Genomic DNA, 24080 nt, shown 5'->3' with positions numbered 1-24080 from the left:
ATTGAAGTGCAGCGGAATGGAAAAATCCGGATATTAAATTTTAAATAGGAGTAACTGAAGAATACCAATTGCTAACTCAACTTATAATTACAAATTGCCAACTGATAACAGCCAACTGAGTGTTTCTAACTTAATGCTATTGACTTAAACCGCGGGATTTTGCATAAAATATGATAAAACGGGTTCAGCATGAACGGATTGTGTCTTAAGAATGAATGCTTATAAATTAATGGCTCCGATTTTCAGGTTATCCTCACGGCCAATTACATCGGCAATACTGGTTTCAGTTAAAACCTTAAGCGTAGCATCTCTCACGTCAATAAAAGCACTTCTGATTCCACAGGTTTTCTCATCCACACACTCATCACATTTGTGGTAAAAATTTAAACTCGCACAGGGAACCATGGCAATAGGGCCATCAGTTACACGCATTACATGTACCAATAAAATATCTTCAGGTTTTTTGTTCAGGCTATAACCACCTCCGGCACCTTTTTTACTGTACAAAAAGCCGGCATTACGCAGATCGAGCAGAATCTGCTCCAAAAACTTTTTAGGGATATGCTCCTCCTCTGCAATTTTCGAAATCTGCATAGGTGGTTTATCTAAATTTTTACCAAGCGCAACAAGCGCTTTTATGGCGTATTTTGTTTTTTTGGACAGCATATTTGCACAAAGCTAATAAAAGAAAGTAAATTATAAAATATGCAACAGACAGTTGATGATACAATAAATGGTATAAACGGTCGTCATCTTACCTGTAGCGAAGCGAAAAGCTTCGAAGTAAACCGAGCCTTAAGCGAGCTCACCGAAGGTAATTTATTTCAGGATTTTCCCTACTGATAAAAGATGCTGAACGATCTATATTAATCAAAGAAGCGTAAAAATAACAGCCTCCCGTAACAGTAGGTGTCTCTCTGCGTTTAAATTCTATTTTAGCCTTTCTGATTTACCCATTTAATAATGAAGAGAAAACTCAATCTATTGCCGCTGTTGATAGTTGCAATTATATTTTTTGCCCTTAATGCTTATGTTTTATCGGGGCTGGGCACCATCAGTCAATCCAGTCTACTAAGTCCGATTTTTTGGGTTTTTATTATTGCTTTAACTTTTTCCTTATTCTTTGCCATTCAGCAGATGCGGATTCAGGGCATCAATAAATTTTTCCAGATCGTCAGTCACACTTTTCTGATTGTTTTTGCTTCAGAAATTGTCTTCGCTTTTTTTCTGCTGCTTGGCGACATTTTACGATTATTAATGGCACTCGCTACTAATTTTGAACCAGGCGGATTTCATATCGCCGGGCGTAACAACTATTGGGTAGATTTTGCTTTTGTCATGTTCTGTTTAACCATTGCTCTGTTTGCATACGGCATTACCCAGGGAAAATATGCCTACCGGGTAATAAAACATACCTTATATTTTGATGATCTGCCAGTGAGCTTTGATGGTTTTACCCTGACACAAATATCGGATGTACATGCCGGAAGTTTTACCAATCCCAAAGCCGTACAAAAAGGTATTGATATGATCAACGCACAAAAAAGCGATCTGTTTGTATTTACCGGCGATTTGGTCAACAACGCCGCTTCAGAAATTGCGCCTTACATCGGGCATTTCTCACAGATTAAAGCACCATTCGGACAATTTTCTGTTTTAGGCAATCACGATTATGGTGATTATATCAAATGGCCTACGGAAGCAGATAAAATACAGAACCTGAATCGATTAAAAGCTTACCACAAAGAACTTGGCTTTAAACTTTTATTAGATGAACATGTAGAACTACATAAGAATGGAGAAAAAATCATATTAGCGGGCATAGAAAACTGGGGAATTGGTTTTGGAGAACGTGGCAATCTGAATAAGGCTTTACAAAACACCAGTGTTAACGATTTCAAGATTTTGCTCTCGCACGATCCTTCACACTGGGACGCGCAGGTTAAAAATTATCCTTCAAAAATCCAGTTATCATTGGCCGGACATACACACGGCATGCAGTTTGGCATTGAAGCTTTTGGAATTAAGTGGAGTCCAGTAAAATACCGTTACAAACATTGGGCCGGCATCAAAACTGAAAATGGAAGATATCTGAATGTAAACCGGGGTTTTGGTTTTCTCGGCTTTTCCGGGCGAATTGGAATCTGGCCGGAGATTACAGTGATTGAGTTAAAAAAGAAATAAACAACAATGCCAAATTGGGACATTGTTGTTTAGGTGATCGTGATTCCCGCGCAGGCAGGAACCACGAAGTGCTCAGCGAAGCTAATCTTAACACTGCTTGCAAGCCTGGCTATGGCATTACAATTCCCAATCAAGTCGGGAATGACGAACCACTTAATAATTAAGCGTATACGTTAGATTATACGTACGGCCGCGGCCGGCATAATAAAAAGTTTCTTTCTTTGCTAAAGATTGATACAAGAACTGTGAACGCTGGCTCCAGATGGTCTGGTAGTTTTTGTTCAGCAGGTTTTGTACACCAAATGATAAACTTCACGTAAATAGCTTCAGCGATCCCAGCAAATCAACAGTGTAAAGCCTTTCAACTCATTTTGTACCACAACATTTGCAACTGTGGCATAACCTTTTGAATCAAAGGAATGGAAAGCCTGAGCCTTTATGCCAAAAACCCTTCCATTATACCCCAGGTAGCCTGCAATTTTTGATGGACTGGCAACCGTGATATCCTGTAACGACCAGGTACCATCAGTATTTTGTTTCTGTGTTTTGATGTATAAACCGTTTACACCCGCTTCGAAACCATTTTTCAGGTTCAATGATAACGAACCTTCAACTCCGATATTTCTAACATGTTCATCGAAAACCTCGATATTGAATGTGCTATTGGTTTTTACATTTTTATCAGATAAGGCATAAAAACCCGCTACCTGTGCATTAAATATACCTGTGCGGTAACGGTAACCGGCTTCGTACTGTTCTGTTTTAATACCGGTTAAAGGCGAACTTCCAACATTAATCGAATTGCCTAAATTATAGTTGGTACCTACCAGGGTATAACTGCCCTGTCCGTAATATTTGTCAGGATCTGCTAAATTAAAACCCTGAGAGAAATTAACCCATGCCTGTTGAGCTGTATTGATTTTAAATACCAAACCACCGTTTAACAGATTTACATCATAATGATTTTCGCCACCAGCAATAGCCGTTGCAGTTCTCCCAACGCCATAAGCTAAAGGCACTGCTGCAGCGGTACCCACAAAATCGCCAACTTTAACAAACATCCGTATACCAAGAGATTTCTAACTCAAAATACGATCCAATACCGCTCCTGATGCTGCTTCACAGAAATCAATGCCGGAATAATCTGGATTATAACCTCCTATGTACGGAACGGCCATGATATAGATTCTTTCATTCTCATGGCCAGCTTCATCAACCACCTGAAAATGATCGTTAATCGTAATACCAGGAACAGTTAAAAAGTAATTATCGCCATTCTTGGTAACCAGATCATTGTGTTTTATTTTTTCCTCCCCTATTTTAGCGGATTTGAATTTTAATCTCGCCGGACTAATGGTTCCATTGGTGATTAAGCTTTTAAAAGGAAAATCATCAAATGAAAGATGGGGTTGGCCGATGCAATCGATAAAGGTATCGAAATGTACGGTTACCTTTTGATCATCCACCTCGTAGTGATAATCAGCACCGCCTGTTTTTAAAGGTTCAACCTCGGCATGATCGCCAACGGCCACAATACTTAATACGCCAGCATCATGCAGGGCCAACAGTTCCCTGCAAGAACTTTGGGGCACAAATGCAATTACAATGGAAATGAGTGGCATCAATACTTTCTGCAAGCGTTCCATATCTTCTGCCGAAAGGTATTTTGCAGGATAGTTCATCGCGAAGCTTAAAATGGCGAGCGCTTCTTTCCAATATATGGATTTCCTTTTCTCGATCGATTTTTCTGCTTCATCATATTCTTTTTTGAAAAGGTCAAATGGCTCCATTTTTTCACGATAGTCCATCATGGCGCCTACAAACTCTTCCAGGTTCATGTCTTTGATCTTTTTATAAAAAACAGGATCTTTTTCCATGAACATCTCTTTAAAATTCTGCTCAAATACAAAATCTAAAGGCAAAAAGCCTCCGTTTTCTTTTATGCTCTGCTGGATTTCTGCTTTGCTCAGTGTTTCTTCTTTACCTAAATGAGAATCTTCCAAATGAAACCTCACCGCTGGCAATAGCCCACTGCGCGAGTGCATTACAATTTTAAAACCCTTATTCTCCGTCTGGTAAGAATAGGTACCATCTTCATTATCGGTAAACTTTCCGTTCTGCCGGGCCAGGGTTCTTAAGGCATCAATGGCAGTTAATGAAGAACCCATAATGCCAACGGCGTGATTTACTTCCAATGCAACTTTTTTGGGTGGATATGGAGAATCGAAATAATCAGGAATTTTACCTTCATATTTTTTTGGCCAATTATGACCTGTACAGATGATTACCTGATCAAAATAGGCTTTTTCCTGTCCTTTAACGCTTACCGCGACCTGATGATCTGCAGGGGAATCGATAATATCATCCACTATGCAATTTAAATGTACATGGGTTTTAATACCTTTATTTTCTGCAACTTCTTTTAATAAATTGAACTGAGCGGAAAGGTATTCACCAAAAAACAATCTGGGTAATACCTTGTACTCATTGAATTTATCTGCATTAATATCGAATTTTTTTAAAATCTCTTTTGGTGCAATTTTTACCCAATCTTCAATAGAATTGTATATGATTGGAATTTCATTGTCAGACACATTGGTAATGTGTTCTACATTTGCCCCTTCGGCACTATAAGGCATGCCTGCCCCTAAATAGTCTTTGCGTTCGAATATCTCTATTTCGAAGTTGGGGTTTTTAGATTCAATTAACCGTTTATACATGAACAGACCACTTGGGCCTCCACCAATAATAGCAATTCTCTTTTTTGTAATAGCTGTATTCATCTATTTTCGAAGCGTTTTATTTAGTTGGCGAAATAGCCCGTTTAATCCGCTAGGTCATATAATCCTAAAAAGAGAAAATTGTTTTAGATTGATGAAAATTAAAGCTGGATGATGGAATTGATTGCTATTGATCCGTGAAATGGGATCATTTCTGCCGCAGCAGAGAAATCCCTCAACATCGTTCAAAGATTTCTCTCCCGAAGGTTCGGAACTGCCCTTCAGTCGAAAGGACCAGGATCCTATTGCAGTCTATGTTCAACTTTTTGCCTCTGTGCATTTCTTTTTGTCCTCTTTGATTAAAAGTAAAGAAAACCAGGAATTATCAGAACCTATTTCGATTGATGCTGTTAAAAGAGGTGAGTTTTATTAATGATTGAATTTTGAATGCTAGAATGCCGGAAGGTATTAATAAACGAATATACTAATGAACGAATTAAAATTATATATGATTTTACTGGGCTCAAAAGCCCCAAAACGAAATGTAGAACAGCACGACTATTTCTTCGGCATCGCCAATTCTTTAAAAGATCTCTTACCAGAGATTAAAGCATTCTGGCCTGAGGCGGGTACTAGCCTGCATATTGATGGTTGGCGGGAAGTAAATAAGGTTGATGATTATGAAATCAAAATCGGGTTACGTGACGAGTACACCATACCTTCGCTACATAAATTGTTCTTTATTAACCTTGGCGGCTATTTAAGTAATCAGTTATACGAACAGCACCATATTGTATTATCAGTACATGATGAAAGGGCCAAAGCGATACAGGAAGCGAAGAAAACGGTATTTTTTAAAACCAATTCCATAAAAGGTGCCAATTCGCATATTGACGAAAAATATGGCATTGATGTAGACGATATTTATAAGATTGAAGATATATTAAGTGATGAATCGAAACAGAAATACCATATCGAAATCAAACCATCTCCGGGCCATTTACCTGAAGATGAGATTCATTTAGGCTATTTTAAGCTGGATAAGCTTTAGTATGAGGTCTTCAGCAAATCTTATTCGTTTCTTTCCGGCAATTTTAAGCTGATCAACGCAGCAATTTGGAAACTTTATCGATTGTTATGTTTTTGCAAAAGGGATTTTAACCACTTAACTAAATCTACAGCGGCTTTATCATTTTCAAAGCCCATTTCTTTTGGCAAACGGCCATTAACATATTCATCGTACAACCAGGGATCGGCAATAGCAATTGCCTTACCTTTACCATATTGAGCAAGGGCGATAACTGTTGCACCGGTCTTATTTTTTAATACTGGTTTAGCAGCGCCTTTGGTTTCAATGGCGCAAACATCTTTCATAAATATTTTTTGTGCCGTTTTAAACACAGGATTATTTTTGGTGGAAATAGCTCCGTCTTCAAAATGATTGTCATCAATCACATGATTTTGCAGGTCATTGGTAAAGTGCATACCAAATACGTTGGCCAGTTTATTAAAGTGCGGCAACTCCACATTAGCGCTATCGTTAGCAAACATCACCAATACGCCACCCTGCTTTACCCATTCAGAAATCGCAGCAATATGGCTAGCCTCGATGTAATTCGGCTTCGGGTTCTCTTTCGGACGATCGGGATCTACAATTAAATAAACATCACTTCCCTTTAAATTAGTTAATGTTGGTGCTGTTTCAAGGGAATCCAATTTAAATCCTTCTTTTTTAAATACACTGCCTAAAATAGAAAAACCACTCATTGCCCGCTCACCCCACAGGTAATGAAAACGAACCTCTTTACCCTGTTTATCTTTATGGGTTTCGCGATTGAAGAAATAATCTAAAGTAACCGTTTGAGCACTTGCCGCAATAGCAGAACAGATTAAAACAGAGAGTGCGCAAGCCCTAAAAAGCATTTTCATAAACATATCGGATTAAATTGTAATCACCCAAAAGTATAAAATTTAATAATAATGAGACTGCTATAATTGCTTTATAAAGCTATCTTTAACATAAAACCTATTCTCGGCCAGACCAATTTAATTTACCAAAAAATATATCTTTCAAAGTTATTTGACATTGTTTCATCGGCCCTTGTTCAACGTGGCGGCAGATATATTCTCTTGTGATACTAACAGATTTCCAATCCGCATATCCATTCCCCTCTCTCCTCCTCCGGTAGCGATGTACGCAGGACGGGGTGTTTTGAAAACTTGTAAGCAGATATCCCCTGTTAGATGGTAACAGCTGACAGCACAGAAAACTGACAATTGCTAACTGTAAACTGAAACCTAACTATTAATGCCCATGGCATACAGGATAATATTTACCCCGAACTTGGTATTGTCTTCAGCTAAAAAACGTTTGTTCCTAAAGTCGTAATCCCATTCGCAACCATAATCTTTATTGCTGTACAATACCCCTATCCTATTGTTAATGGTAATGGCTTTCAGGTAATCGTGTACCAGATCATCGCCCCAGCCGTTCAGTTCGAAAGAAGTGGTAGGTGGCCCCTTCTCAAACTTAAAAAATGCGCTGTAAATGCCATGGTTATTGGGAATTTTCTTTAACGCCTGAGGGCCGAAAAGGTTACTCATCTGGGTTTCAAACGAGCGGGCAAACAAACCATCTATATCATGGTTGCAATCATCAACAAAAACGAAGCCTCCATTTTGCACATAAGTTTTAAAATTTAGGGCTTCCTGCTGCGTAAATTGAACCAGTTTATGTCCACTTAAATAACAAAAAGGATATTTAAATAAATCGCGGCTGCTTAATTCTACAATTTTCTCTTCTTCATCTAATGGAATGGTAGTATATTCCAATAAAGAATTTAACAGATTAGAAGGCATGCGCTGATCGGTATCCCAATCGCCTGAATTATATTTTATCCTCGCAAATGTAAATTTAGCTCTTCGCACAGTCTAAAATTACCTTCATTTTTTATTATTTCGACTTTTTATCCAAATTATCTTGTAAATTTTTTGATATTCTTTTCTTCTGACTAAAACTATCTGCCAATATGCGCTATATTGAAGCACCATATCATTATACTTAAAAAGTCAACCGTTTTGGAGCGTTCAGAAAACAACCTAAAGATATTGATCGATAAGATCTCCCTGTTAAAAAGCGAAATACAGAAGGTTATTGTAGGTCAGGATGTAATTATCGAAGAAATGCTGATTGCATTGATGGCGGGTGGACACTGCCTATTGGAAGGAGTACCTGGTTTAGCCAAAACATTGATGGTAAGAACTCTATCGGAGGCATTAGATCTTTCTTTCAGAAGAATCCAGTTCACGCCCGATTTAATGCCTACCGATATTGTAGGTACCGAAATACTGGAAGAAGATCATGTGACCGGAAAACGGTTCTTTAAATTTAATAAAGGACCATTATTTGCCAATATTATTCTGGCTGATGAGGTGAACAGGACTCCCCCAAAAACACAATCGGCTTTGTTAGAGGCCATGCAGGAATTTGAAGTAACCTATGGCGGGCAGACTTATCCTTTAGACCGTCCGTTTTTTATCCTCGCTACCCAGAACCCTATTGAACAGGCCGGAACCTATCCACTGCCCGAGGCGCAGCTGGATCGTTTTCTGTTGTACATCAAAATCGGGTACCCTACTGCTGCTGAAGAAACACAGATTTTAAGCAGTACCACCGGTAGTAAAAAAGTTATCATCAACCCGATTATCGGTGCAGCGGAAATTAAGGAACTCCAGGCCATCACCCGCGAGGTAAGCATCAGCGACGACCTGATTACCTATGTAAGCGAAATGATCCGTGCTACCCGCCCTGATACCACTACGGTAAATTTCGTAAAGGAATGGGTACGTTGGGGTGCAGGTCCGCGCGCAGGGCAGGCGCTGATTTTAACAGCGAAAGCAAGAGCTTTATTTAAAGGCAGATACGCGGTAATTTTGGAAGATTTACAAGCCATGGCCTATCCGGTAATGCGACACCGGATATTAATGAATTTCAAGGCAGAGGCCGAAAATGTATCATCAGATCAGGTTACCAACGAACTGATCAAAGCCATTTCGAAACCAAAAGTCAATATTTAATGAGTAAACTGCTCGATCCGAAAATATTAATGGCCATTAAAGACCTCTCCCTATCGGCTAAAATGACGATTGACGGGTTTATGAATGGCATTAATAAAAGTACCCTAAAAGGTGCGGGATTAGAGTTTAGTCAATACAGAAGTTACCAACCCGGCGACGATCTGCGCGCACTCGATTGGAAAATGTTCGCCCGTTCAGATCGCTATTATATCCGTGAATCGGAAGTGGAAACAAATATTTCCGTGCGTATTTTGATAGATGCCAGCGCATCGATGAACCATAACGATGGCGATTTTGACAAAATAGATTATGTCCGCTATCTCGGTGCATCATTAGCTTACCTGGCCAATTTACAGGGGGACGCGATTGGACTGTATGTACTGAAGAACAATGGCATCTTTTCTATGACAGCCAGACAGGATTATCAGCATCTGGCCAGGTTATTTTATCAATTGGAACAGATCGTTCCTGATGGCACGTTTACCCAACCTGTACATTATAAAGAATTATTTGCCGGTACCCAAAAACGCGAATTGCTTATCTTCTTGACCGATCTTTATCAAAAAGACGATGAGATCACTAAACTACTGGACACGCTGAATTCATTAAGGCATGAAATCGTGGTTTTTCATGTGTTATCAAGAAATGAATTTGATCTCGATTTTAGAGGTTATAGCACTTTTGAAGACTTAGAGACGGGCGAGACCATCCAGATCGACCAGGAAAAAGCCAAACAAGACTATAAAAGTAAACTCGCCACTTATTTAGCGGAAACCAGAGCGAGCCTGCTCGACAGAAGAATTTCCTACCGAACCATTTGTACTGATGAACCTTTAGATGAGGCTTTAAGAGATTTTTTAAAACAAAGAAGTAAACTTAGATTTTAAACTGTGCATTTTTTATACCCCATAGGTCTATTGGCGCTGGCCGGATTAATTGTTCCGTTCATGATTCACCTGTGGAATGTTAAACAGGGCAAAACCGTTAAGATTGGCAGCATTGCACTCCTTGGTGAAAGTTCGAGGGCAAGCGCTAAAAGCGTTAAAATTAACGACTGGTTATTATTATTACTTCGCTGTTTGCTTTTGGCATTATTGGTATTGTTTATAGCAAAGCCCTATTTTAAAAAAATAGCCATGGCCGAAAATAGAACCGGCTGGGTTTTACTTGATAGAGCCACTTTTAAACAGGTTTTCGATTCAAATAAAAAAACAATCGATTCACTGCTAAGAAAGGGCTACGAAATTCATGATTTTAATGTAGGCTTTAAGACTTTAACTTTAAAAGATACGGCTGATGATCAAACAAAACCAGCAATTAACCTCAGTTATACGGCCTTATTACATTCAGCTAATCAGTTCATTCCGGCAAGTGCAGGTGTTTACTTATTTGCCAATCGGCGCTTAACCCATTTTGGCGATGAACTACCGATGCTTAATTACAAATTGAATTGGATCCCTTTAAATCAAACCGATACCCTAAGCAGTTGGATTACCGGATATGCAGGAAAAAAATATGAAGCAAAATCAAATCCATCCAATACCACCTACCAGGACTTAAATTCAGGGGATGAAGCACCGATAAATATTGCCGTACACCAGGCTCCGGGAACTGCTGATGGGAAATATCTTATTGCTGCCTTAAAAGCAATCGGCAGTTTTACCAACCGGAAAATCATGATCAATTCACGCGATTCAAAAGCTGATATTGGTTTTTGGCTATCAGGTGATGCAGTGACCGCCAACTTTAAATCTTCCATCACAACAAATGGAATCCTATTTCAATATGAGAGCGGGAAAGTAGTTGCCGAACCTTCGTTTATCAACCTGGATGGTCGACATATTAAATTGAGTAAAAGAATTGCCTCAACCAATAACACTAAAAAAATATGGACCGATGGTTTTGGGAATGCCATTTTGACCAAAGAAAAAGCTGATGCCTTACACATTTTCCATTTTTACAGCCGCTTCAATCCAGCATGGAATGAGCTGGTTTGGGATGGTTTGTTTGTAAAAGCACTAATGCCAATGGTAATCAGCACTGAAAATACGGCAGCTTTTGGCTTTGAAAACAATCCTGCCGATCAGCGACGTTTATCTGCCAGGCAAAATATGGTCTTTCACCCCAGCGAAACCGAATCCACTATGAAAAACGCCCGAAATGTACCACTTCAACCTTTATTTTGGGCAGCAGCCATATTGATTTTTGTTACCGAACGGATTTTGTCATTCAGAAAAAAAACCAGATGATGTTAAAAACGGAAGGTAAAAACTGGATTACTAACTTAAGGATAAAATGGATTAGCTTTTATCTGATTGGCATGGCTTCCATTGCCCTGGCCATCGCTTTGGTTTTATCCTTTATTGGCATTTACCTGCTACATTATTCTCCATGGCTTTTTGCAATGGTTTTTCCTGTAGTACTCGGCATCCTTTTATGTGTAAAACCCATTTGGAAAATCAACGATAACGATATTTCGCGTTTTATAAATAACCGATATCCGGAACTGGAAGAAAGTGCCCATCTGCTACTGCAAAATCAGGCTGATTTATCCCTGTTACAACAGTTACAGCGCAATAAGATCGAAAACATCATTACTAAACTGGCGCAGCCAAAAGAGCCTGTAAAAAAATTATATTCAGGCTTAGTGATCCTTTCAGCAGGACTACTGATCAGTTTTGGTATTACTCAAATCCCTTTGCGCAAAAATGTTTTTTTAGAAGACCGGGAAAAGGCAAATCAAACGCAACCGGTCAAAGAAAATATCCCGGTAGAAATTTCCGGTTTCAGTGCGACCATTATTCCGCCAGCCTACACTCAAAAAGCCGAGCGTAAGCAAAAACAGTTTACCATTGCTGCCGAAACAGGTGCGCGGATAAACTGGAAAATAGAAACGAATAAGGGTATTAAGAAATTGAAACTTATTTTTAACAATAGTGAAATTGTACCATTAAAAGCTTTAAACGCTGCACACACACAATGGACTTTCGGCAAAATCATCCAAAAATCAGGTTTTTACCAGCTTGATCTTGATGGTAAAAAATCGGATCTCTACCAGATTGAAGTGATTCCAGACCTGCCGGTTAATATTAAAATTGCCCAGCCAAAACAGCACACAACTATCGATATCGGCCAGCCACAAAAGATTAACCTGATGGTGTTGCTTACGGATGATTATGGCATTAATGATGCTTTTATATCGGCCACCATGGCCAGTGGCAAAGGTGAGGGTGTGAGCTTTACAGAGAAAAAACTATCATTTGATAAAAATTTTGGCAACAGGAAAAGCATTTCCCTGGAGAAATTGATTGATTTAAAAAACCTTGGCATGAAACCTGGCGATGAACTTTATTTTTTCATCAAAGCGATGGACAACCATGGCCAATCGAGCCGTTCGGATGTCTATTTTGTTTCCATTGCCGATACTGCTGAATTAATGAGTTTAGCCGGAATGACCACTGGTGTTAACCTGGTTCCGGAATATTTCAGAAGTGAAAGGCAGATCATTATCGACACCGAAAAATTATTAAAAGAACAATCATCCATACCCGTACAGATCTTTAAAAACAGAAGTAACGACATTGGTATTGACCAAAAGCTACTGCGCTTACGTTATGGCCAGTTTTTGGGTGAAGAAAATGAAACTGAAATTGGTGGCAATCATGATGACCACGATGAACATGCAGCACATCAGCACGAGGATGAAAAATTTGGTGATGTGACCCAGATTATGGACAAATACGCCCATAAACACGATATTGCAGAAGACGCTACTTTTTTTGAGCCTGAGATAAAGGCCCAGTTAAAAGCTGTTTTAACTGAAATGTGGAATGCTGAACTCCGCTTAAGAACTTACAAACCCCAGGAAGCCTTGCCTTACGAATATAAGGCGCTCAGGTTACTGAAAGATCTGCAACAGAAATCGCGTGCTTATGTAGCTAAAACGACGGTAAAAACGGCAGCCTTAAAACCCGAAAAACGTTTAAGTGGTGAGCTGGATAAAATCACCCAGCCGGTGCAAAAAATGTCGTTCGAACAAAAAGAAAAGAGAATAGCTACACTCAAAATAGCATTGGCACGATTGGAAAACAGAAAAACAGGCAAAAAATTTACAGCGCAAGATCAGTTCGTACTTAACCAAACGGAAAAATACATGATTGGTGCCGCTGCCGATCATCCTGCTACTTATCTGGATGCGCTTAGCAGTTTAAGGAAATTAAGCATAACTAAAAACCCGATAATCAGCGATATAGATCAGGTTCAACAAGCCATACAAAAAATGATCAGTACCGAGGTCCCAAAACCGCTGATGCAGCATGCTGCACCGGCCTCAGCTTTGTATCAAAACTATTTTAAAAACCTGAATAAAACCGACAGATAGCTATGGAGTTTAAATATATCGCTATGTTGGCAGGCCTGATTCTGTTGGCTTTTTTGCTTTATAAAGAGCTACATAGGCTAAATAAAGCAAGATTAATCTGGCGGATTTTAGCCAGTATTATTGCAGTAAGCTGTTTTGTGCTTTTAATTGTACCGATCAGATACAAAACGTATGTGCCACAAAATGCAGATGAGGTTATTCTAATCACCACTGGTACTCATCCGGATTCGGTTAGTGGCCTTAAAGGAAAGAAATATGTATTATCTCCTGCAAATATTAAAAACACGAAAGCAATAAACGTTCCGGATCTCTCCTATTTCTTAAAATCGAATCCAGATATCTGGAAACTAAGCGTTTACGGCTACGGATTAAATGCAGCTGAATTGGCACAACTCGAAGGGTATCAGGTCACGTTCCACCCCGCTGCTAGTCCCACCGGAATAATCTCAGCCAATTGGCCAGGCAAATTAAAAACATCCGAATCATGGCAGGTTCAGGGCATTTACCAGAACTCAGGAAGCGAAACCGTTAAACTCTTGCTTAAAGGCTTAGGCAAAACCGTAGATTCAATCGTTATTGGAGCAAAATCGAACAAAACCTTTTCTTTTAAAACGACACCAAAACAAACAGGAAAAGCTGTTTACGAATTAATTAGTTTGCAGAAAAACGATACACTGGCAAAAGAACCAGTGCCTGTAGAAGTCGTTGACGAAGCACCGATGAAAGTATTATTACTGGCAGCATTTCCAGATTTTGAATATAAATTTTTAAAAAACTGGCTTTATGAAAACCAGTATCCATTGGCTTTCAGAAGCCGGATCAGTAAAAACAAATATGCTTTCGACTTTCTGAATACCGATAGCATAAATCTTAACCGGATCAATACTTCATCGTTAAAAAAATTCGATGTCCTTGTTATTGATGAAGAAGAACTAGCCGCTATCAGTCCAGATGAAAAGTCATCAATAGATCTAGCAATTCAAAACGGACTGGGTTTATTGATCAGGGTGGCTGACTTAAAAGCTTCAACAATTCTCAGTGGCAGGTTCAGCAGGTTCGAATCCCCTGCCTTAAAAGGAAAGGCGCTCAATCTGATACTTACAGCAGATCATTTCAAATTTAACCCGTTACCGATCGAACAAGCTTTATTTCTAAAGTCTAATCAAAATGATCAGCCTCTTGTTATGGATCCCAATGGAAAAATAGTGGTCAGTAGCAGCATTAACGGTTATGGCAAAATATTAATTTCTACACTTTCTTCTACATACCATTGGATGCTATCAGAGCAAAAAACTGATTATGCTACCTTTTGGGCTAAACTTTTAGCCAATGCAGCGCGAAAAAGAAATGATAGGCTAACCGTAAATATTATGCCGCAATTCCCTGTAATTAATCAAAAAATGAGGATTATTACAGATTTGGAAGTATCAGATCGAATACCAACATTAAAAATGGATAGCATTTTACTTACTCCACGGCAAAATATGGTACTCCCTTTCCAATGGGATGCTTTTTACTGGCCGCAGAAGCCAGGCTGGACTAATCTGCAAGTGGATCAAACCATCGAGTCAGTATACATTTATAAAAAAAATGAGTGGCAAACACTCAAGAACCAGCAAAAATTGAGTGAAACTCATCAGTTTATTAGAAACCTGAATACAATAGAAAACAAAAGTAAAGTAACAGGCATGGTTATAGAAGAAGAAGTTTCAATTTGGTGGTTCTTTGCCGGATTTTTACTTGCTGCTGCATTTTTATGGTACGAAGCCAGGATTTTGACTGGTTAAATTTATCTGGATTTCTGCTCACACTTGTTTTTGCCTAGCGTCTCAATAACCCATTGGTTTTCAAGATGAAATCGTATCAACTACTTCTGCTCTTGTTTTGAAATAAGCAAGTAAAATGCATTCAGAATGAGAAAAAATCAGTCGCTATGCAGAATAGTTCGGAATAAAACACCTCTTTTCAACTGAAATCATTTCATTTTCAACTTTGAAACTAAAATGTTATAATGAAATCCCATTTTTAGTCGCATAAATGGCTATATTGAAATCGTAAACGAACTAAACTCGACCAATTGAAAAGAAAAGACTTCCTTTATTTATCCGGAATGGGTATGGGTACACTACTCCTGCCCGATCTTTCTGCATTCGGAACCCCTATAGACCCTTTACAGGCCCTAGATGCAGTCGACGTAAAAATTAAAAAAGAACTGGCAGACGTTGCGCTAAATGCAGCAAAATCAAAAGGCGCAAGTTACGCTGATATCCGCATCGGGCGTTATCTAAACCAGTTTGTGGCTACACGCGAAAAACGTGTTCAGGGCGTAGCGAATACCGAATCGTATGGTGTGGGAATCCGCGTGTTGGTTAATGGTTGCTGGGGTTTTGCGGCAACCAATAACGTAACTAAAGATGCCATTGCCAAAGCAGCCGAACAAGCGGTTGCCGTTGCAAAAGCCAATGCCAAAATCCAGGGTGAACCCGTTCAACTGGCACCTCAAAAAGGTTATGGCGAGGTAAGCTGGAAAACCCCCATCGAAATCAATGCCTTCGAAGTTCCGGTAAAAGAGAAAGTAGACCTGCTATTAAACGTAAATGATGTGGCCATGCAGAATGGTGCAAATTTTGTAAATTCCGTTATTTTCGCGGTTAATGAGCAAAAATACTTCGCCTCAACTGATGGTTCTTATATCGATCAGGATGTTCATCGCATTTACCCTACTTTTAACGTTACCAAAGTCGACCGTGAATCGGGTAAATTTAAAACACGCAACGCATTAAGTGCACCTTCTGGCAAGGGTTACGAATATATGCATGCCCGTCCTGAAGATAAAGTTACCGGTATTGTAACGCGCTACAAAGGCCGTTATGATATGCTCGAAGATGTGAAGGAGGCGGCCCGTGTAGCGACAGAAAAGGTAAAGGCCAAATCTGTAGAGCCAGGCAAATATGATCTGGTTTTGGATCCTTCGCACCTGTGGTTAACCATTCACGAATCAGTTGGCCACCCGACAGAATTAGACCGTGTTTTGGGTTATGAAGCCAATTACGCAGGAACCAGCTTCCTGACATTGGATAAATGGGAGTCTAAAAAATTCAAGTTTGGCAGCGACAAAGTAAATATTGTAGCCGATAAAACCCAGGTAGGCTCTTTAGGCGCAGTTGGCTACGATGATGAAGGTGTAAAATGTAAAAAATGGGATCTGATCAGGAATGGAATCCTCACCAGTTACCAGGCCATCCGCGATCAGGCACATATCATCGGTTTAACAGAATCGAACGGCTGCTGCTACTCGCAAGGCTGGGACGATGTTCAGTTTCAGCGGATGCCAAATGTTTCACTACAGCCGGGCAAAGAAAAACTAAGTGTGGATGAGATGATCAAAAATGTTGAAAAAGGCATTTACATCATCGGCGATGGAAGTTTCTCTATTGATCAGCAACGTTACAATTTTCAGTTTGGCGGACAGATTTTCTACGAAATTAAGCAAGGTAAAATTGTTGGCATGCTCAATGATGTAGCTTACCAGGCTAACACACAAGAGTTCTGGAACTCATGCAATGCCATCTGCGATGAAAGTGATTACCGCCTGGGCGGCTCGTTCAATGATGGAAAAGGTCAGCCTTCTCAAAGTAGTGCCGTTTCGCATGGCAGCGCCACCACCAGGTTTAATGGAGTTAATGTTATCAATACAGCAAGAAAAATATAATTATGGCCATATTAAGTAAAGAAGAAGCCCAAGCGATATTAAAAAAGGTAATTGGCTATTCGAAAGCCGATTTTTGTGAGGTAGGTTTAAACGGCTCTGATGGCGGAAATATCCGTTATGCCCGTAATGCCGTTTCTACCGCTGGCCAGATTAGTACCATGAGTTTAAGCGTAAGCTCAACCTTTGGTAAAAAAACCGGTTCTGCCTCCATAAATGAGTTTGATGATGCCTCTTTGCAAAAAGTGGTAAAAAGAGCAGAAGAACTGGCCATGCTGGCGCCGGAAAACCCCGAATTTATGCCTCCCCTAGGTCCGCAAACCTTTGCAGAATCGAATACATACAATGATAAAACGGCTGCTATTACGCCCGATACCCGAGCCGAAATGGTGGGTAAAAGTTTAAGCGTATCTAAAGCTGCGAATCTAGACGCCGCTGGTTTCCTCGAAAATGCTACGCGTTTTAATGCCATCATGAACTCTAAAGGTTTGTTTGCTTATAATAAAGGGACAAACGTTTCTTTTTCAGTTACGGTTAGAAACAAACAGGGAACAGGTTCTGGTTATGTGGAGCAGGATTTTAATGATCTGGACAAAATGGATACATTGGCACTCAGTAAAATTGCAGCAAGCAAAGCCAATGGCTCGGCAGGTGCAAAAGCCATTGAACCAGGCAAGTATACCGTAATTTTAGAGCCGCTGGCTGCCAGCGATATCATTGGCAATATGTTTAGGGGCTTTGATGCCCGCAGTGCAGACGAAGGCCGGAGTTTCATGAGCAAAAAAGGTGGCGGTACACGTTTAGGTGAACAGTTATTCTCTGAAAATGTAAACATCTATTCTGACCCCATGAACGCTGAAATTCCATCATCTACATTCACAGGAGAAGGCTTACCGGTAAAAAGAACACAATGGGTGGAAAAAGGAGTGGTAAAAAACCTATCCTATTCAAGATATTGGGCCGCACAAAAAAATGTTCAACCACTTCCTTTAAGCCGCAGCATGATTATTGAAGGTGGCAACCAATCATTGGAAGACCTCATTAAGAGTACGGAAAAAGGCATTTTGGTTACCCGTTTCTGGTATATCCGTTCGGTTGATCCGCAAACCTTATTACTTACCGGATTAACCCGTGATGGTACTTTTTACATCGAAAACGGTGAAATTAAATTTCCGATCAAAAATTTCAGGTTCAACGAAAGCCCGGTTATTATGCTGAATAATGTAGAAGCTTTGGGCAAGCCGGTGAGAACCGGAAGTGGGTTGATCCCGCCGATGAAAATCAGGGATTTCACATTCACTTCATTATCGGACGCGGTTTAAGGAAGCAATTCGCGCCAAAACAATCCCTGATTGCGGGGTGCGAAGCATTCTTAATGCGCACGCTGGTAGCGATCGTAAGATTGCCTGCCTGCAGCAGGCATCGTCGTTCCTCCCCGCAATGACGGTGCTACGATGAATGACGAACTTTTTTATTAAAAAACATAGAAATTGAGAAGAAGAGATTTCCTATACATGACCGGTGTTGGTCTTGGTGCCAGTGTGATGCCTAACATTCCTGCTTTGGGCAAAATAGTTTCTGTTGAAGAATCTTTAACGCCTATTGATGTTGCCTTAAAGAAAAAAATGGCCGATGTTGCGCTCAATGCAGCAAAAAGTAAGGGTGCTACTTATGCTGACGTTCGTATCGGGAGATATTTGAACCAGGTGGTGGCCACCAGGGAAAAACGGGTAGAGAACATTTCCAATTCCGAATCATACGGTTTAGGCGTACGTGTAATTGCAAATGGTAGCTGGGGTTTTGCCGCCACCAACAACATGGATGATAGCAGCATTGCCAAAGCTGCAGAAGCTGCCGTAGCCATAGCCAAAGGAAATGCCAGATTGATGGAAGAACCTGTTCAACTGGCTCCTCAAAAGGGCTTTGGCGAGGTAAACTGGAAAACTCCGATTGAGATCAATGCTTTTGAAGTACCGATCGCCGATAAAGTTGATCTTCTCTTAAAGGTAAATAGCGAAGCCATGAAAGGTGGTGCAAAATACATCAGTTCCAATCTCTTCATGATCAATGAGCAAAAATATTTTGCCTCTACCGACGGATCGTACATTGATCAGGATATCCACAGGATATGGCCAACCTTTACCCTAACCAAAACCGATTCGGCAAGTGGTAAATTCGAAACCAGGAATGCATTGAGCGCACCAATGGGAATGGGTTTTGAATACCTGCAACCGAAAGATGAAGAAAAAATAAAAGGCGGACCGGTTACCATGTACAAAAAACGCTATGATATCCTGGAAGATGTGCGTGAAGCTGCAGTACATGTTGACGAAAAATTAAAAGCAAAACCCATTTCCCCAGGCAAATACGATCTTATACTGGATCCATCGCACCTTTTCCTAACCATCCACGAATCGGTAGGACACCCGACAGAACTCGACCGGGTTTTAGGTTACGAAGCCAATTATGCCGGAACCAGTTTCCTGACATTGGATAAGTGGAAATCCAAAAAATTCAACTTCGGCAGTAAAGAAGTGAACATTATTGCCGATAAACTGGAAACAGGTTCTTTAGGTGCAGTAGGCTACGATGATGAGGGGGTAAAATGTGGTAAATGGGATATTATCAAAGACGGAATCCTGGTAAATTACCAAACCATCCGCGATCAGGCACATATTCTAGGCCTGAAAGAATCGCAGGGTTGTTGTTATGCCGACAGCTGGGACAGCATCCAGTTTCAGCGGATGCCCAATGTTTCATTAGCACCTGGAAATTCCGCCTTAAGTGCTGCCGAAATGGTTAAAAATGTTGAGAAAGGTATCTATATGTTCGGCCGGAATTCTTATTCTATCGATCAGCAGCGTTATAACTTTCAGTTCAGCGCACAGCTGGCCTATGAAATTAAAGAAGGTAAAATTGTGGGCATGTTAAAAGATGCCGCCTACCAAGCCAATACCCAGGAATTCTGGAATTCGTGCGTACAACGCTGTGATAAAAACGATTACCGCCTGGGTGGGACATTTTCAGATGGCAAAGGTCAGCCAGGCCAGGTAAGTGCAGTTTCGCATGGTAGTGCAACCACTCGTTTTAATGGCGTTAATGTAATTAACACCGGTAGAAAGTTGGGGTAATTCGACAACCTGGAGTTTACAAAAAAGAGCAAGAAGCTGCTGTCGTTCTGAACGCAGTGAGCATAATCTTAATGCCTAAGCTGATAGCGATTCTAAATTGCCCCACGGAAAGCCGGGGTATGCTGTCGGCCGAAAAAGCCTTGCCACAATGACGATTTTTAGCGGCTTATCATTGCATCAGGATGCGTAAAGCGGAAAAAATTAAAAAATCTACTATTTCTATAGAATTTATAGAAATTAATAATTACTTTTGTGATGTCTTTTCAAAACTGAATAAATAATTTTTGAAAAAGCCATATAGTCATGTGGCCGAGTGGCGAGGTAAAGGTCTGCAAAACCTAGTACGGCGGTTCGATTCCGTCCATGACGTCTAAATATTTTTATTGTTTAATATATGCTTATCAAGAAAGACGGAGGGAATGGCCCATTGATGTCTTGGCAACCTGTTGCCGAACAAGGTGCTAAATCCTTCTGCTAGCGCAGAAAAGATGAGTTTGGAAGCAGTACCAACTGTTTCCCACAGATATCAGAGGCCAATCTTTTTCAAACTTATATTTAAAAGTTATTTATATGTCGGTATATTTTGATTATCCATCAATCAGGGATTTTTTTGAGATCGATGGAAACACATCCTGCGAAAAAATAAATGACTATGAACACTGCAGAACCGGGTATCACGAACAGTTAAAAAGCGAAGATAAAATCGCGATAGAGAAAGAAGAAAAAACGGACACCTGAATTAACCAGGCTATTTCATTTCAAAGACCTAGAATGTATCCAATACCAGTCAAAAACCTAATTTTCAGCATTTTAAATTTTATTCTTTTTGCCACACCAACCTGGTCGCAATCGAAAGATCCTTCTCCTATAAATTTTCCCATACCCAACAGTATAGATCATATGCTGTTTTATCTCCAGCGCGATCCAAATACCAATACCCTCATTTATGCCTTAAATTTTGAAAAAAATGTGAATATCAATCCTGATCATCCTATTCAGGTATATTGGATCCGTTATGGTGAAAAAGGACAGAAAAAAGAACTCGGGTATATCCAGCGTAAATTTGGTTACGGTATTGATACAAAGGCATTGGGAGGAGATAAATATGAATTTCATTTTGTTTCTTACAAAAAACTACCTTTTTACCTGCAAAGATTTCCTGATAAAAGCTATCATGTTTCAGTAACGGTTAATAAGCGCACGATTAAGGTTAACCGACTATTTGTAAGGATACAGGGTGGCAGTTTCTGGCTCCCAAATGTGAAATATGCAGAAATTGAGGGCATTGATGAAGCAACAGGAAAATCGCTGGTAGAAAGGGTAAGTGTGGAATAACTGCGTATGGAAACTACTGTATGCTTTCTCTACAACCCCGGATTTCCGGTTAAAGGCGCAAAGAACACTACGCCTAGGTCGAAAAGTTACAAAAGGCATAGCATTTGGATTAAGATTTAAATAATCAATTTCTTTCGATAGGTATCCTTATCAAAGAGGGTGTTCACCTGCTGTCATTCTGATAAAATGGGCCGGCATTTCCACTGGAGCGGGCCGGTTTTCACCGGCAGCGAAATGCCCGCCTGGACAGAACCTATCGGGTCCGCCAGAGAGGAAGACTCCGGAAACGGCTTCAGTGATATTGACTTTTATACCGTAAAATTATTCCCCAGAATCACAATTTAGAAGTGCATCTGGAATCAAAATTAAATAATACCCTTGTAATAGAACTTTGAGTATTAATAGAGAATTTATCAAGATCGTTCATCATTGCTTTGCTCCTCTTAGGCATCAGGTAGAACATAGTGCCATATGTATAGGGCGCTACGAGACCTGATGCCGTCAGAATGAGCATGATGAGCGTATTAAAACTAAAATAAAGAACCCTTTTGTCCTGAATGCATTTGCGGACACTGTTCTCTGGCCGGATGAACAGATTTTTTAGGGTAAATAAAATGCCATTGTCTACTTGCCAAACACCATGAATAAAATCATATTCAGGAAGGTGTTTAACGGAATAACGCTCCGTGGCAGACTTTTGTCCGCAGTTTGCACAGTAATTCTGCTTCACCTGGACACCATAATTTAGACAATCTGCTGACATGGCCAACTATGATTTGACGTTTCTATTTTTAAGTTCAGTATTGATCTGAGACAAACTGATGAAAGCTGGCAAAAGTGTTAGCGAACTGCAAATTGGAACGATAATCAGTACTTTTGGCATTTTAGACGAAAAGACCAGATAAATTATAATTAAACCCGCAATCAGCAAAACCAAGCCAAGTCCGATCAGTGCACCTTGTAAACCTTTTTTCTTTTTATGCAATTCTTCTATCGGTATTGCCGAAATGGAAGTTTCCTTTTTCATGTGGTTTATTCAGATTAATATCGTTTGGTTCACGCGAAGCTTCGTCATTATTTCAGACATCTCTCCAGTCAGACAAATATACAACATATCACCAATTGGTGATAAAAATATTTAAAATGATTGTGTAATTTTCCAAACGGTTATTTTTTATGATATGGAAAAGGAAACAGAAGCGAAATCTTTAAGGAACAAAGAAAAAAGCAAACAGAAATTTTTAGATGCTGTAGAAAAAATACTCCACACTAAAGGTTTCTCAGGCCTTAAGGTTAATGATATTGCACGTACTGCGGGCCTGGACAAAAAATTGATCTATAATTATTTTGGTGGAAAGGACGGTTTGATTGATGAATATATCCGTTCACAGGATTTCTGGAGCAATGTAAAAGATGAATCAGGTGAGACGCTGATAAACGATGGCGGGAAAAAATTCTCTAAAACCATGCTCCTCTCTCAATTTGATTATATTTTTAAGAATAAAAATATACAAAAAATTCTGCTTTGGGGATTGATAGAGAACCGTAAATCGCTAAAAAAACTGGCAAACGATCGTGAAGAAAATGGTACACGTTTATTTGAAAGCATTACCGACCCACATTTTAAAGAAAATGCCAAACGATACCGGGCCATTATTGCATTGCTAATATCTGGGATTTACTATTTAGACATTTATGCCACCACAAACGACTGTACTTTTTGTGGATTGGACCTGAAAAGTGCGGATGGAAGATCGGAAATTGAAAATGCAATTTCTTTTTTGATTGACAAAACTTATAGCTAAGAAAGTGAAGAATCGTTTAGTAACGTTCTTCACTTTCCTTTGTTAAATAATTCTTGTTTTGTGATCTAAAGCAAGTATACCATATCAGTCCGGACATGGGAATATTACCTATGTTAAATCATTTTTTCTTAGCAACCACCCTGGGGAGGAACACGTTTAAAAATTACTTTACCATCCCGTTCTACATATTCGGCCGATACTATTGGATATGAATATTTAGGCGCGTATGAGACGTTACGGCTTATCACCCTGATTTTATCATTAACTTTTAGGCTGCGTAATTGCTCTAGTTTAGACTTTTCTGCCTCAAAACGTAAAATATAATCGGCGCCATTAATCCTGGCCATTACGCCGAAGCCTAATCTTGATCCCGGTGGAAGAGATAAATAGGTTACAACAGCATCCATACTGCTAAAAGCGCTTATTCTAGCAGCACTGGCCTGTACACTTTTTCCTGTGGGTGATGTTTCCCATTTTTTGAATTTTATACCATCAGGACTAGCTTCCCATTTTTTCATTTCGGCAACCCGTTGTGCAGCAGAAAGGGGTTTTGGGCTTCGTTTTTTAGCAGTTTCGTCTTTAATTTCACGATTGGCAAAAACCAGTCCGCTTACCACCAGCAACATGAAGATCAGTGCATAACTAAATTTATTCATCTTTTTTGTAGTTTTGATCAACATAGATCGATCTGCTGATAAAGCAGATTCGTTTAAGGCATTTTTTTTATTTTTCATATCT

General features: G+C 39.8%; 21 protein-coding genes, 1 tRNA gene and 1 riboswitch. Of the genes, 14 read left to right on the top strand and 8 right to left on the bottom strand.

What is annotated here, in order from left to right; all coding sequences use genetic code 11:
• Positions 1 to 219: 219 nt before the first annotated feature.
• Entirely contained in the window at positions 220 to 666 is a 447-nt protein-coding gene (locus ACK1I8_RS03610; protein WP_205059011.1) for an RrF2 family transcriptional regulator, read from the bottom strand.
• A gap of 297 nt (positions 667 to 963) precedes the next feature.
• On the opposite strand from ACK1I8_RS03610, the gene ACK1I8_RS03605 reads away from it, so the two are divergent.
• Positions 964 to 2184 (top strand): metallophosphoesterase, encoded by a 1221-nt coding sequence (locus ACK1I8_RS03605; protein ID WP_412467982.1) that lies wholly within the window; start codon positions 964 to 966, stop codon positions 2182 to 2184.
• Positions 2185 to 2510: 326 nt separating this feature from the next.
• Here the strand turns inward: ACK1I8_RS03605 and ACK1I8_RS03600 are convergent, their stop codons facing one another.
• Together ACK1I8_RS03600 and ACK1I8_RS03595 are read right to left on the bottom strand one after the other, a co-directional pair.
• Positions 2511 to 3245 carry a TonB-dependent receptor domain-containing protein gene (locus ACK1I8_RS03600; RefSeq protein WP_412467981.1) on the bottom strand — a complete coding sequence of 245 codons (735 nt, stop codon included), beginning with the start codon at positions 3243 to 3245 and terminating at the stop codon, positions 2511 to 2513.
• 18 nt (positions 3246 to 3263) lie between these two features.
• Positions 3264 to 4967 (bottom strand): FAD/NAD(P)-binding protein, encoded by a 1704-nt coding sequence (locus ACK1I8_RS03595; RefSeq protein ID WP_412467980.1) that lies wholly within the window; start codon positions 4965 to 4967, stop codon positions 3264 to 3266.
• A gap of 424 nt (positions 4968 to 5391) precedes the next feature.
• On the opposite strand from ACK1I8_RS03595, the gene ACK1I8_RS03590 reads away from it, so the two are divergent.
• Positions 5392 to 5955: a DUF1543 domain-containing protein gene (locus ACK1I8_RS03590; protein ID WP_412467979.1), complete on the top strand. Its 564-nt coding sequence runs from the start codon at positions 5392 to 5394 to the stop codon at positions 5953 to 5955.
• Between the two features lie 74 nt (positions 5956 to 6029).
• On the opposite strand, the gene ACK1I8_RS03585 is transcribed toward ACK1I8_RS03590, so the two are convergent.
• Both ACK1I8_RS03585 and ACK1I8_RS03580 read right to left on the bottom strand, forming a co-directional pair.
• Positions 6030 to 6833, bottom strand: a complete 804-nt coding sequence (locus ACK1I8_RS03585; protein WP_412467978.1) for a lacto-N-biose phosphorylase central domain-containing protein — start codon at positions 6831 to 6833, stop codon at positions 6030 to 6032.
• 369 nt (positions 6834 to 7202) lie between these two features.
• Positions 7203 to 7832, bottom strand: a complete 630-nt coding sequence (locus ACK1I8_RS03580) for a DUF4159 domain-containing protein (protein ID WP_412467977.1) — start codon at positions 7830 to 7832, stop codon at positions 7203 to 7205.
• A 150-nt stretch (positions 7833 to 7982) separates the two neighbouring features.
• Here ACK1I8_RS03580 and ACK1I8_RS03575 point away from each other — a divergent pair, with 150 nt between their 5' ends.
• From ACK1I8_RS03575 to ACK1I8_RS03525, 11 genes are all read left to right on the top strand, one after another.
• Positions 7983 to 8981 carry an AAA family ATPase gene (locus ACK1I8_RS03575; RefSeq protein WP_412467976.1) on the top strand — a complete coding sequence of 333 codons (999 nt, stop codon included), beginning with the start codon at positions 7983 to 7985 and terminating at the stop codon, positions 8979 to 8981.
• Positions 8981 to 9868: a DUF58 domain-containing protein gene (locus tag ACK1I8_RS03570; protein ID WP_412467975.1), complete on the top strand. Its 888-nt coding sequence runs from the start codon at positions 8981 to 8983 to the stop codon at positions 9866 to 9868. The genes ACK1I8_RS03575 and ACK1I8_RS03570 overlap by 1 nt, the downstream gene beginning before the upstream one ends.
• Before the next feature lie 3 nt (positions 9869 to 9871).
• The gene (locus ACK1I8_RS03565) at positions 9872 to 11230 is read left to right on the top strand and encodes a BatA domain-containing protein (protein ID WP_412467974.1); all 1359 of its coding nucleotides are present in this window, start codon (positions 9872 to 9874) and stop codon (positions 11228 to 11230) included.
• Positions 11227 to 13362, top strand: coding sequence for a hypothetical protein (locus ACK1I8_RS03560; protein ID WP_412467973.1), 2136 nt, complete (start codon positions 11227 to 11229; stop codon positions 13360 to 13362). Before ACK1I8_RS03565 ends, ACK1I8_RS03560 begins: the two co-directional genes overlap by 4 nt.
• Before the next feature lie 2 nt (positions 13363 to 13364).
• Positions 13365 to 15149, top strand: coding sequence for a hypothetical protein (locus ACK1I8_RS03555; protein ID WP_412467972.1), 1785 nt, complete (start codon positions 13365 to 13367; stop codon positions 15147 to 15149).
• Between the two features lie 290 nt (positions 15150 to 15439).
• Positions 15440 to 17074 carry a TldD/PmbA family protein gene (locus ACK1I8_RS03550; RefSeq protein WP_412467971.1) on the top strand — a complete coding sequence of 545 codons (1635 nt, stop codon included), beginning with the start codon at positions 15440 to 15442 and terminating at the stop codon, positions 17072 to 17074.
• A gap of 2 nt (positions 17075 to 17076) precedes the next feature.
• Positions 17077 to 18393: a TldD/PmbA family protein gene (locus ACK1I8_RS03545; RefSeq protein WP_412467970.1), complete on the top strand. Its 1317-nt coding sequence runs from the start codon at positions 17077 to 17079 to the stop codon at positions 18391 to 18393.
• Positions 18394 to 18561: 168 nt separating this feature from the next.
• Complete coding sequence (locus tag ACK1I8_RS03540; protein WP_412467969.1) at positions 18562 to 20202, top strand: TldD/PmbA family protein; 1641 nt, start codon at positions 18562 to 18564, stop codon at positions 20200 to 20202.
• A 299-nt stretch (positions 20203 to 20501) separates the two neighbouring features.
• Positions 20502 to 20572: transfer RNA gene (locus ACK1I8_RS03535), tRNA-Cys, on the top strand.
• A gap of 25 nt (positions 20573 to 20597) precedes the next feature.
• A riboswitch (SAM riboswitch) is annotated at positions 20598 to 20697 on the top strand.
• Positions 20698 to 20772: 75 nt separating this feature from the next.
• Positions 20773 to 20940 (top strand): hypothetical protein, encoded by a 168-nt coding sequence (locus ACK1I8_RS03530; RefSeq protein WP_412467968.1) that lies wholly within the window; start codon positions 20773 to 20775, stop codon positions 20938 to 20940.
• A 33-nt stretch (positions 20941 to 20973) separates the two neighbouring features.
• The gene (locus ACK1I8_RS03525; RefSeq protein WP_412467967.1) at positions 20974 to 21537 is read left to right on the top strand and encodes a DUF4833 domain-containing protein; all 564 of its coding nucleotides are present in this window, start codon (positions 20974 to 20976) and stop codon (positions 21535 to 21537) included.
• Between the two features lie 334 nt (positions 21538 to 21871).
• Here ACK1I8_RS03525 and ACK1I8_RS03520 read toward each other — a convergent pair whose 3' ends face one another.
• Positions 21872 to 22300: a hypothetical protein gene (locus ACK1I8_RS03520; protein ID WP_412467966.1), complete on the bottom strand. Its 429-nt coding sequence runs from the start codon at positions 22298 to 22300 to the stop codon at positions 21872 to 21874.
• 6 nt (positions 22301 to 22306) lie between these two features.
• On the bottom strand, positions 22307 to 22564 hold the full coding sequence (locus ACK1I8_RS03515) for a hypothetical protein (RefSeq protein WP_412467965.1): 258 nt from the start codon (positions 22562 to 22564) through the stop codon (positions 22307 to 22309).
• Between the two features lie 154 nt (positions 22565 to 22718).
• On the opposite strand from ACK1I8_RS03515, the gene ACK1I8_RS03510 reads away from it, so the two are divergent.
• Entirely contained in the window at positions 22719 to 23342 is a 624-nt protein-coding gene (locus ACK1I8_RS03510; RefSeq protein ID WP_412467964.1) for a TetR/AcrR family transcriptional regulator, read from the top strand.
• A gap of 128 nt (positions 23343 to 23470) precedes the next feature.
• Here ACK1I8_RS03510 and ACK1I8_RS03505 read toward each other — a convergent pair whose 3' ends face one another.
• Entirely contained in the window at positions 23471 to 24076 is a 606-nt protein-coding gene (locus ACK1I8_RS03505) for a hypothetical protein (protein ID WP_412467963.1), read from the bottom strand.
• Between the last annotated feature and the right edge of the window lie 4 nt (positions 24077 to 24080).

It is taken from the genome of Pedobacter sp. KLB.chiD (genome assembly GCF_047040275.1).
Classification (GTDB): domain Bacteria; phylum Bacteroidota; class Bacteroidia; order Sphingobacteriales; family Sphingobacteriaceae; genus Pedobacter.
The sequence above is the reverse complement of the archived record's forward strand: the minus strand, read 5'-3'. Positions and strand labels throughout refer to the sequence as shown.

Bases quoted from the DNA above. Each gene is read 5' to 3' on its own strand.
- ACK1I8_RS03595 (WP_412467980.1), bottom strand. From the start codon at position 4,967: ATGAATACAGCTATTACAAAAAAGAGAATTGCTATTATTGGTGGAGGC.
- ACK1I8_RS03610 (WP_205059011.1), bottom strand. From the start codon at position 666: ATGCTGTCCAAAAAAACAAAATACGCCATAAAAGCGCTTGTTGCGCTT.
- ACK1I8_RS03520 (WP_412467966.1), bottom strand. From the start codon at position 22,300: ATGTCAGCAGATTGTCTAAATTATGGTGTCCAGGTGAAGCAGAATTAC.
- ACK1I8_RS03530 (WP_412467968.1), top strand. From the start codon at position 20,773: ATGTCGGTATATTTTGATTATCCATCAATCAGGGATTTTTTTGAGATC.
- ACK1I8_RS03605 (WP_412467982.1), top strand. From the start codon at position 964: ATGAAGAGAAAACTCAATCTATTGCCGCTGTTGATAGTTGCAATTATA.
- ACK1I8_RS03525 (WP_412467967.1), top strand. From the start codon at position 20,974: ATGTATCCAATACCAGTCAAAAACCTAATTTTCAGCATTTTAAATTTT.
- ACK1I8_RS03545 (WP_412467970.1), top strand. From the start codon at position 17,077: ATGGCCATATTAAGTAAAGAAGAAGCCCAAGCGATATTAAAAAAGGTA.
- ACK1I8_RS03505 (WP_412467963.1), bottom strand. From the start codon at position 24,076: ATGAAAAATAAAAAAAATGCCTTAAACGAATCTGCTTTATCAGCAGAT.
- ACK1I8_RS03600 (WP_412467981.1), bottom strand. From the start codon at position 3,245: ATGTTTGTTAAAGTTGGCGATTTTGTGGGTACCGCTGCAGCAGTGCCT.
- ACK1I8_RS03590 (WP_412467979.1), top strand. From the start codon at position 5,392: ATGAACGAATTAAAATTATATATGATTTTACTGGGCTCAAAAGCCCCA.
- ACK1I8_RS03570 (WP_412467975.1), top strand. From the start codon at position 8,981: ATGAGTAAACTGCTCGATCCGAAAATATTAATGGCCATTAAAGACCTC.
- ACK1I8_RS03555 (WP_412467972.1), top strand. From the start codon at position 13,365: ATGGAGTTTAAATATATCGCTATGTTGGCAGGCCTGATTCTGTTGGCT.
- ACK1I8_RS03585 (WP_412467978.1), bottom strand. From the start codon at position 6,833: ATGAAAATGCTTTTTAGGGCTTGCGCACTCTCTGTTTTAATCTGTTCT.
- ACK1I8_RS03515 (WP_412467965.1), bottom strand. From the start codon at position 22,564: ATGAAAAAGGAAACTTCCATTTCGGCAATACCGATAGAAGAATTGCAT.
- ACK1I8_RS03510 (WP_412467964.1), top strand. From the start codon at position 22,719: ATGGAAAAGGAAACAGAAGCGAAATCTTTAAGGAACAAAGAAAAAAGC.
- ACK1I8_RS03560 (WP_412467973.1), top strand. From the start codon at position 11,227: ATGATGTTAAAAACGGAAGGTAAAAACTGGATTACTAACTTAAGGATA.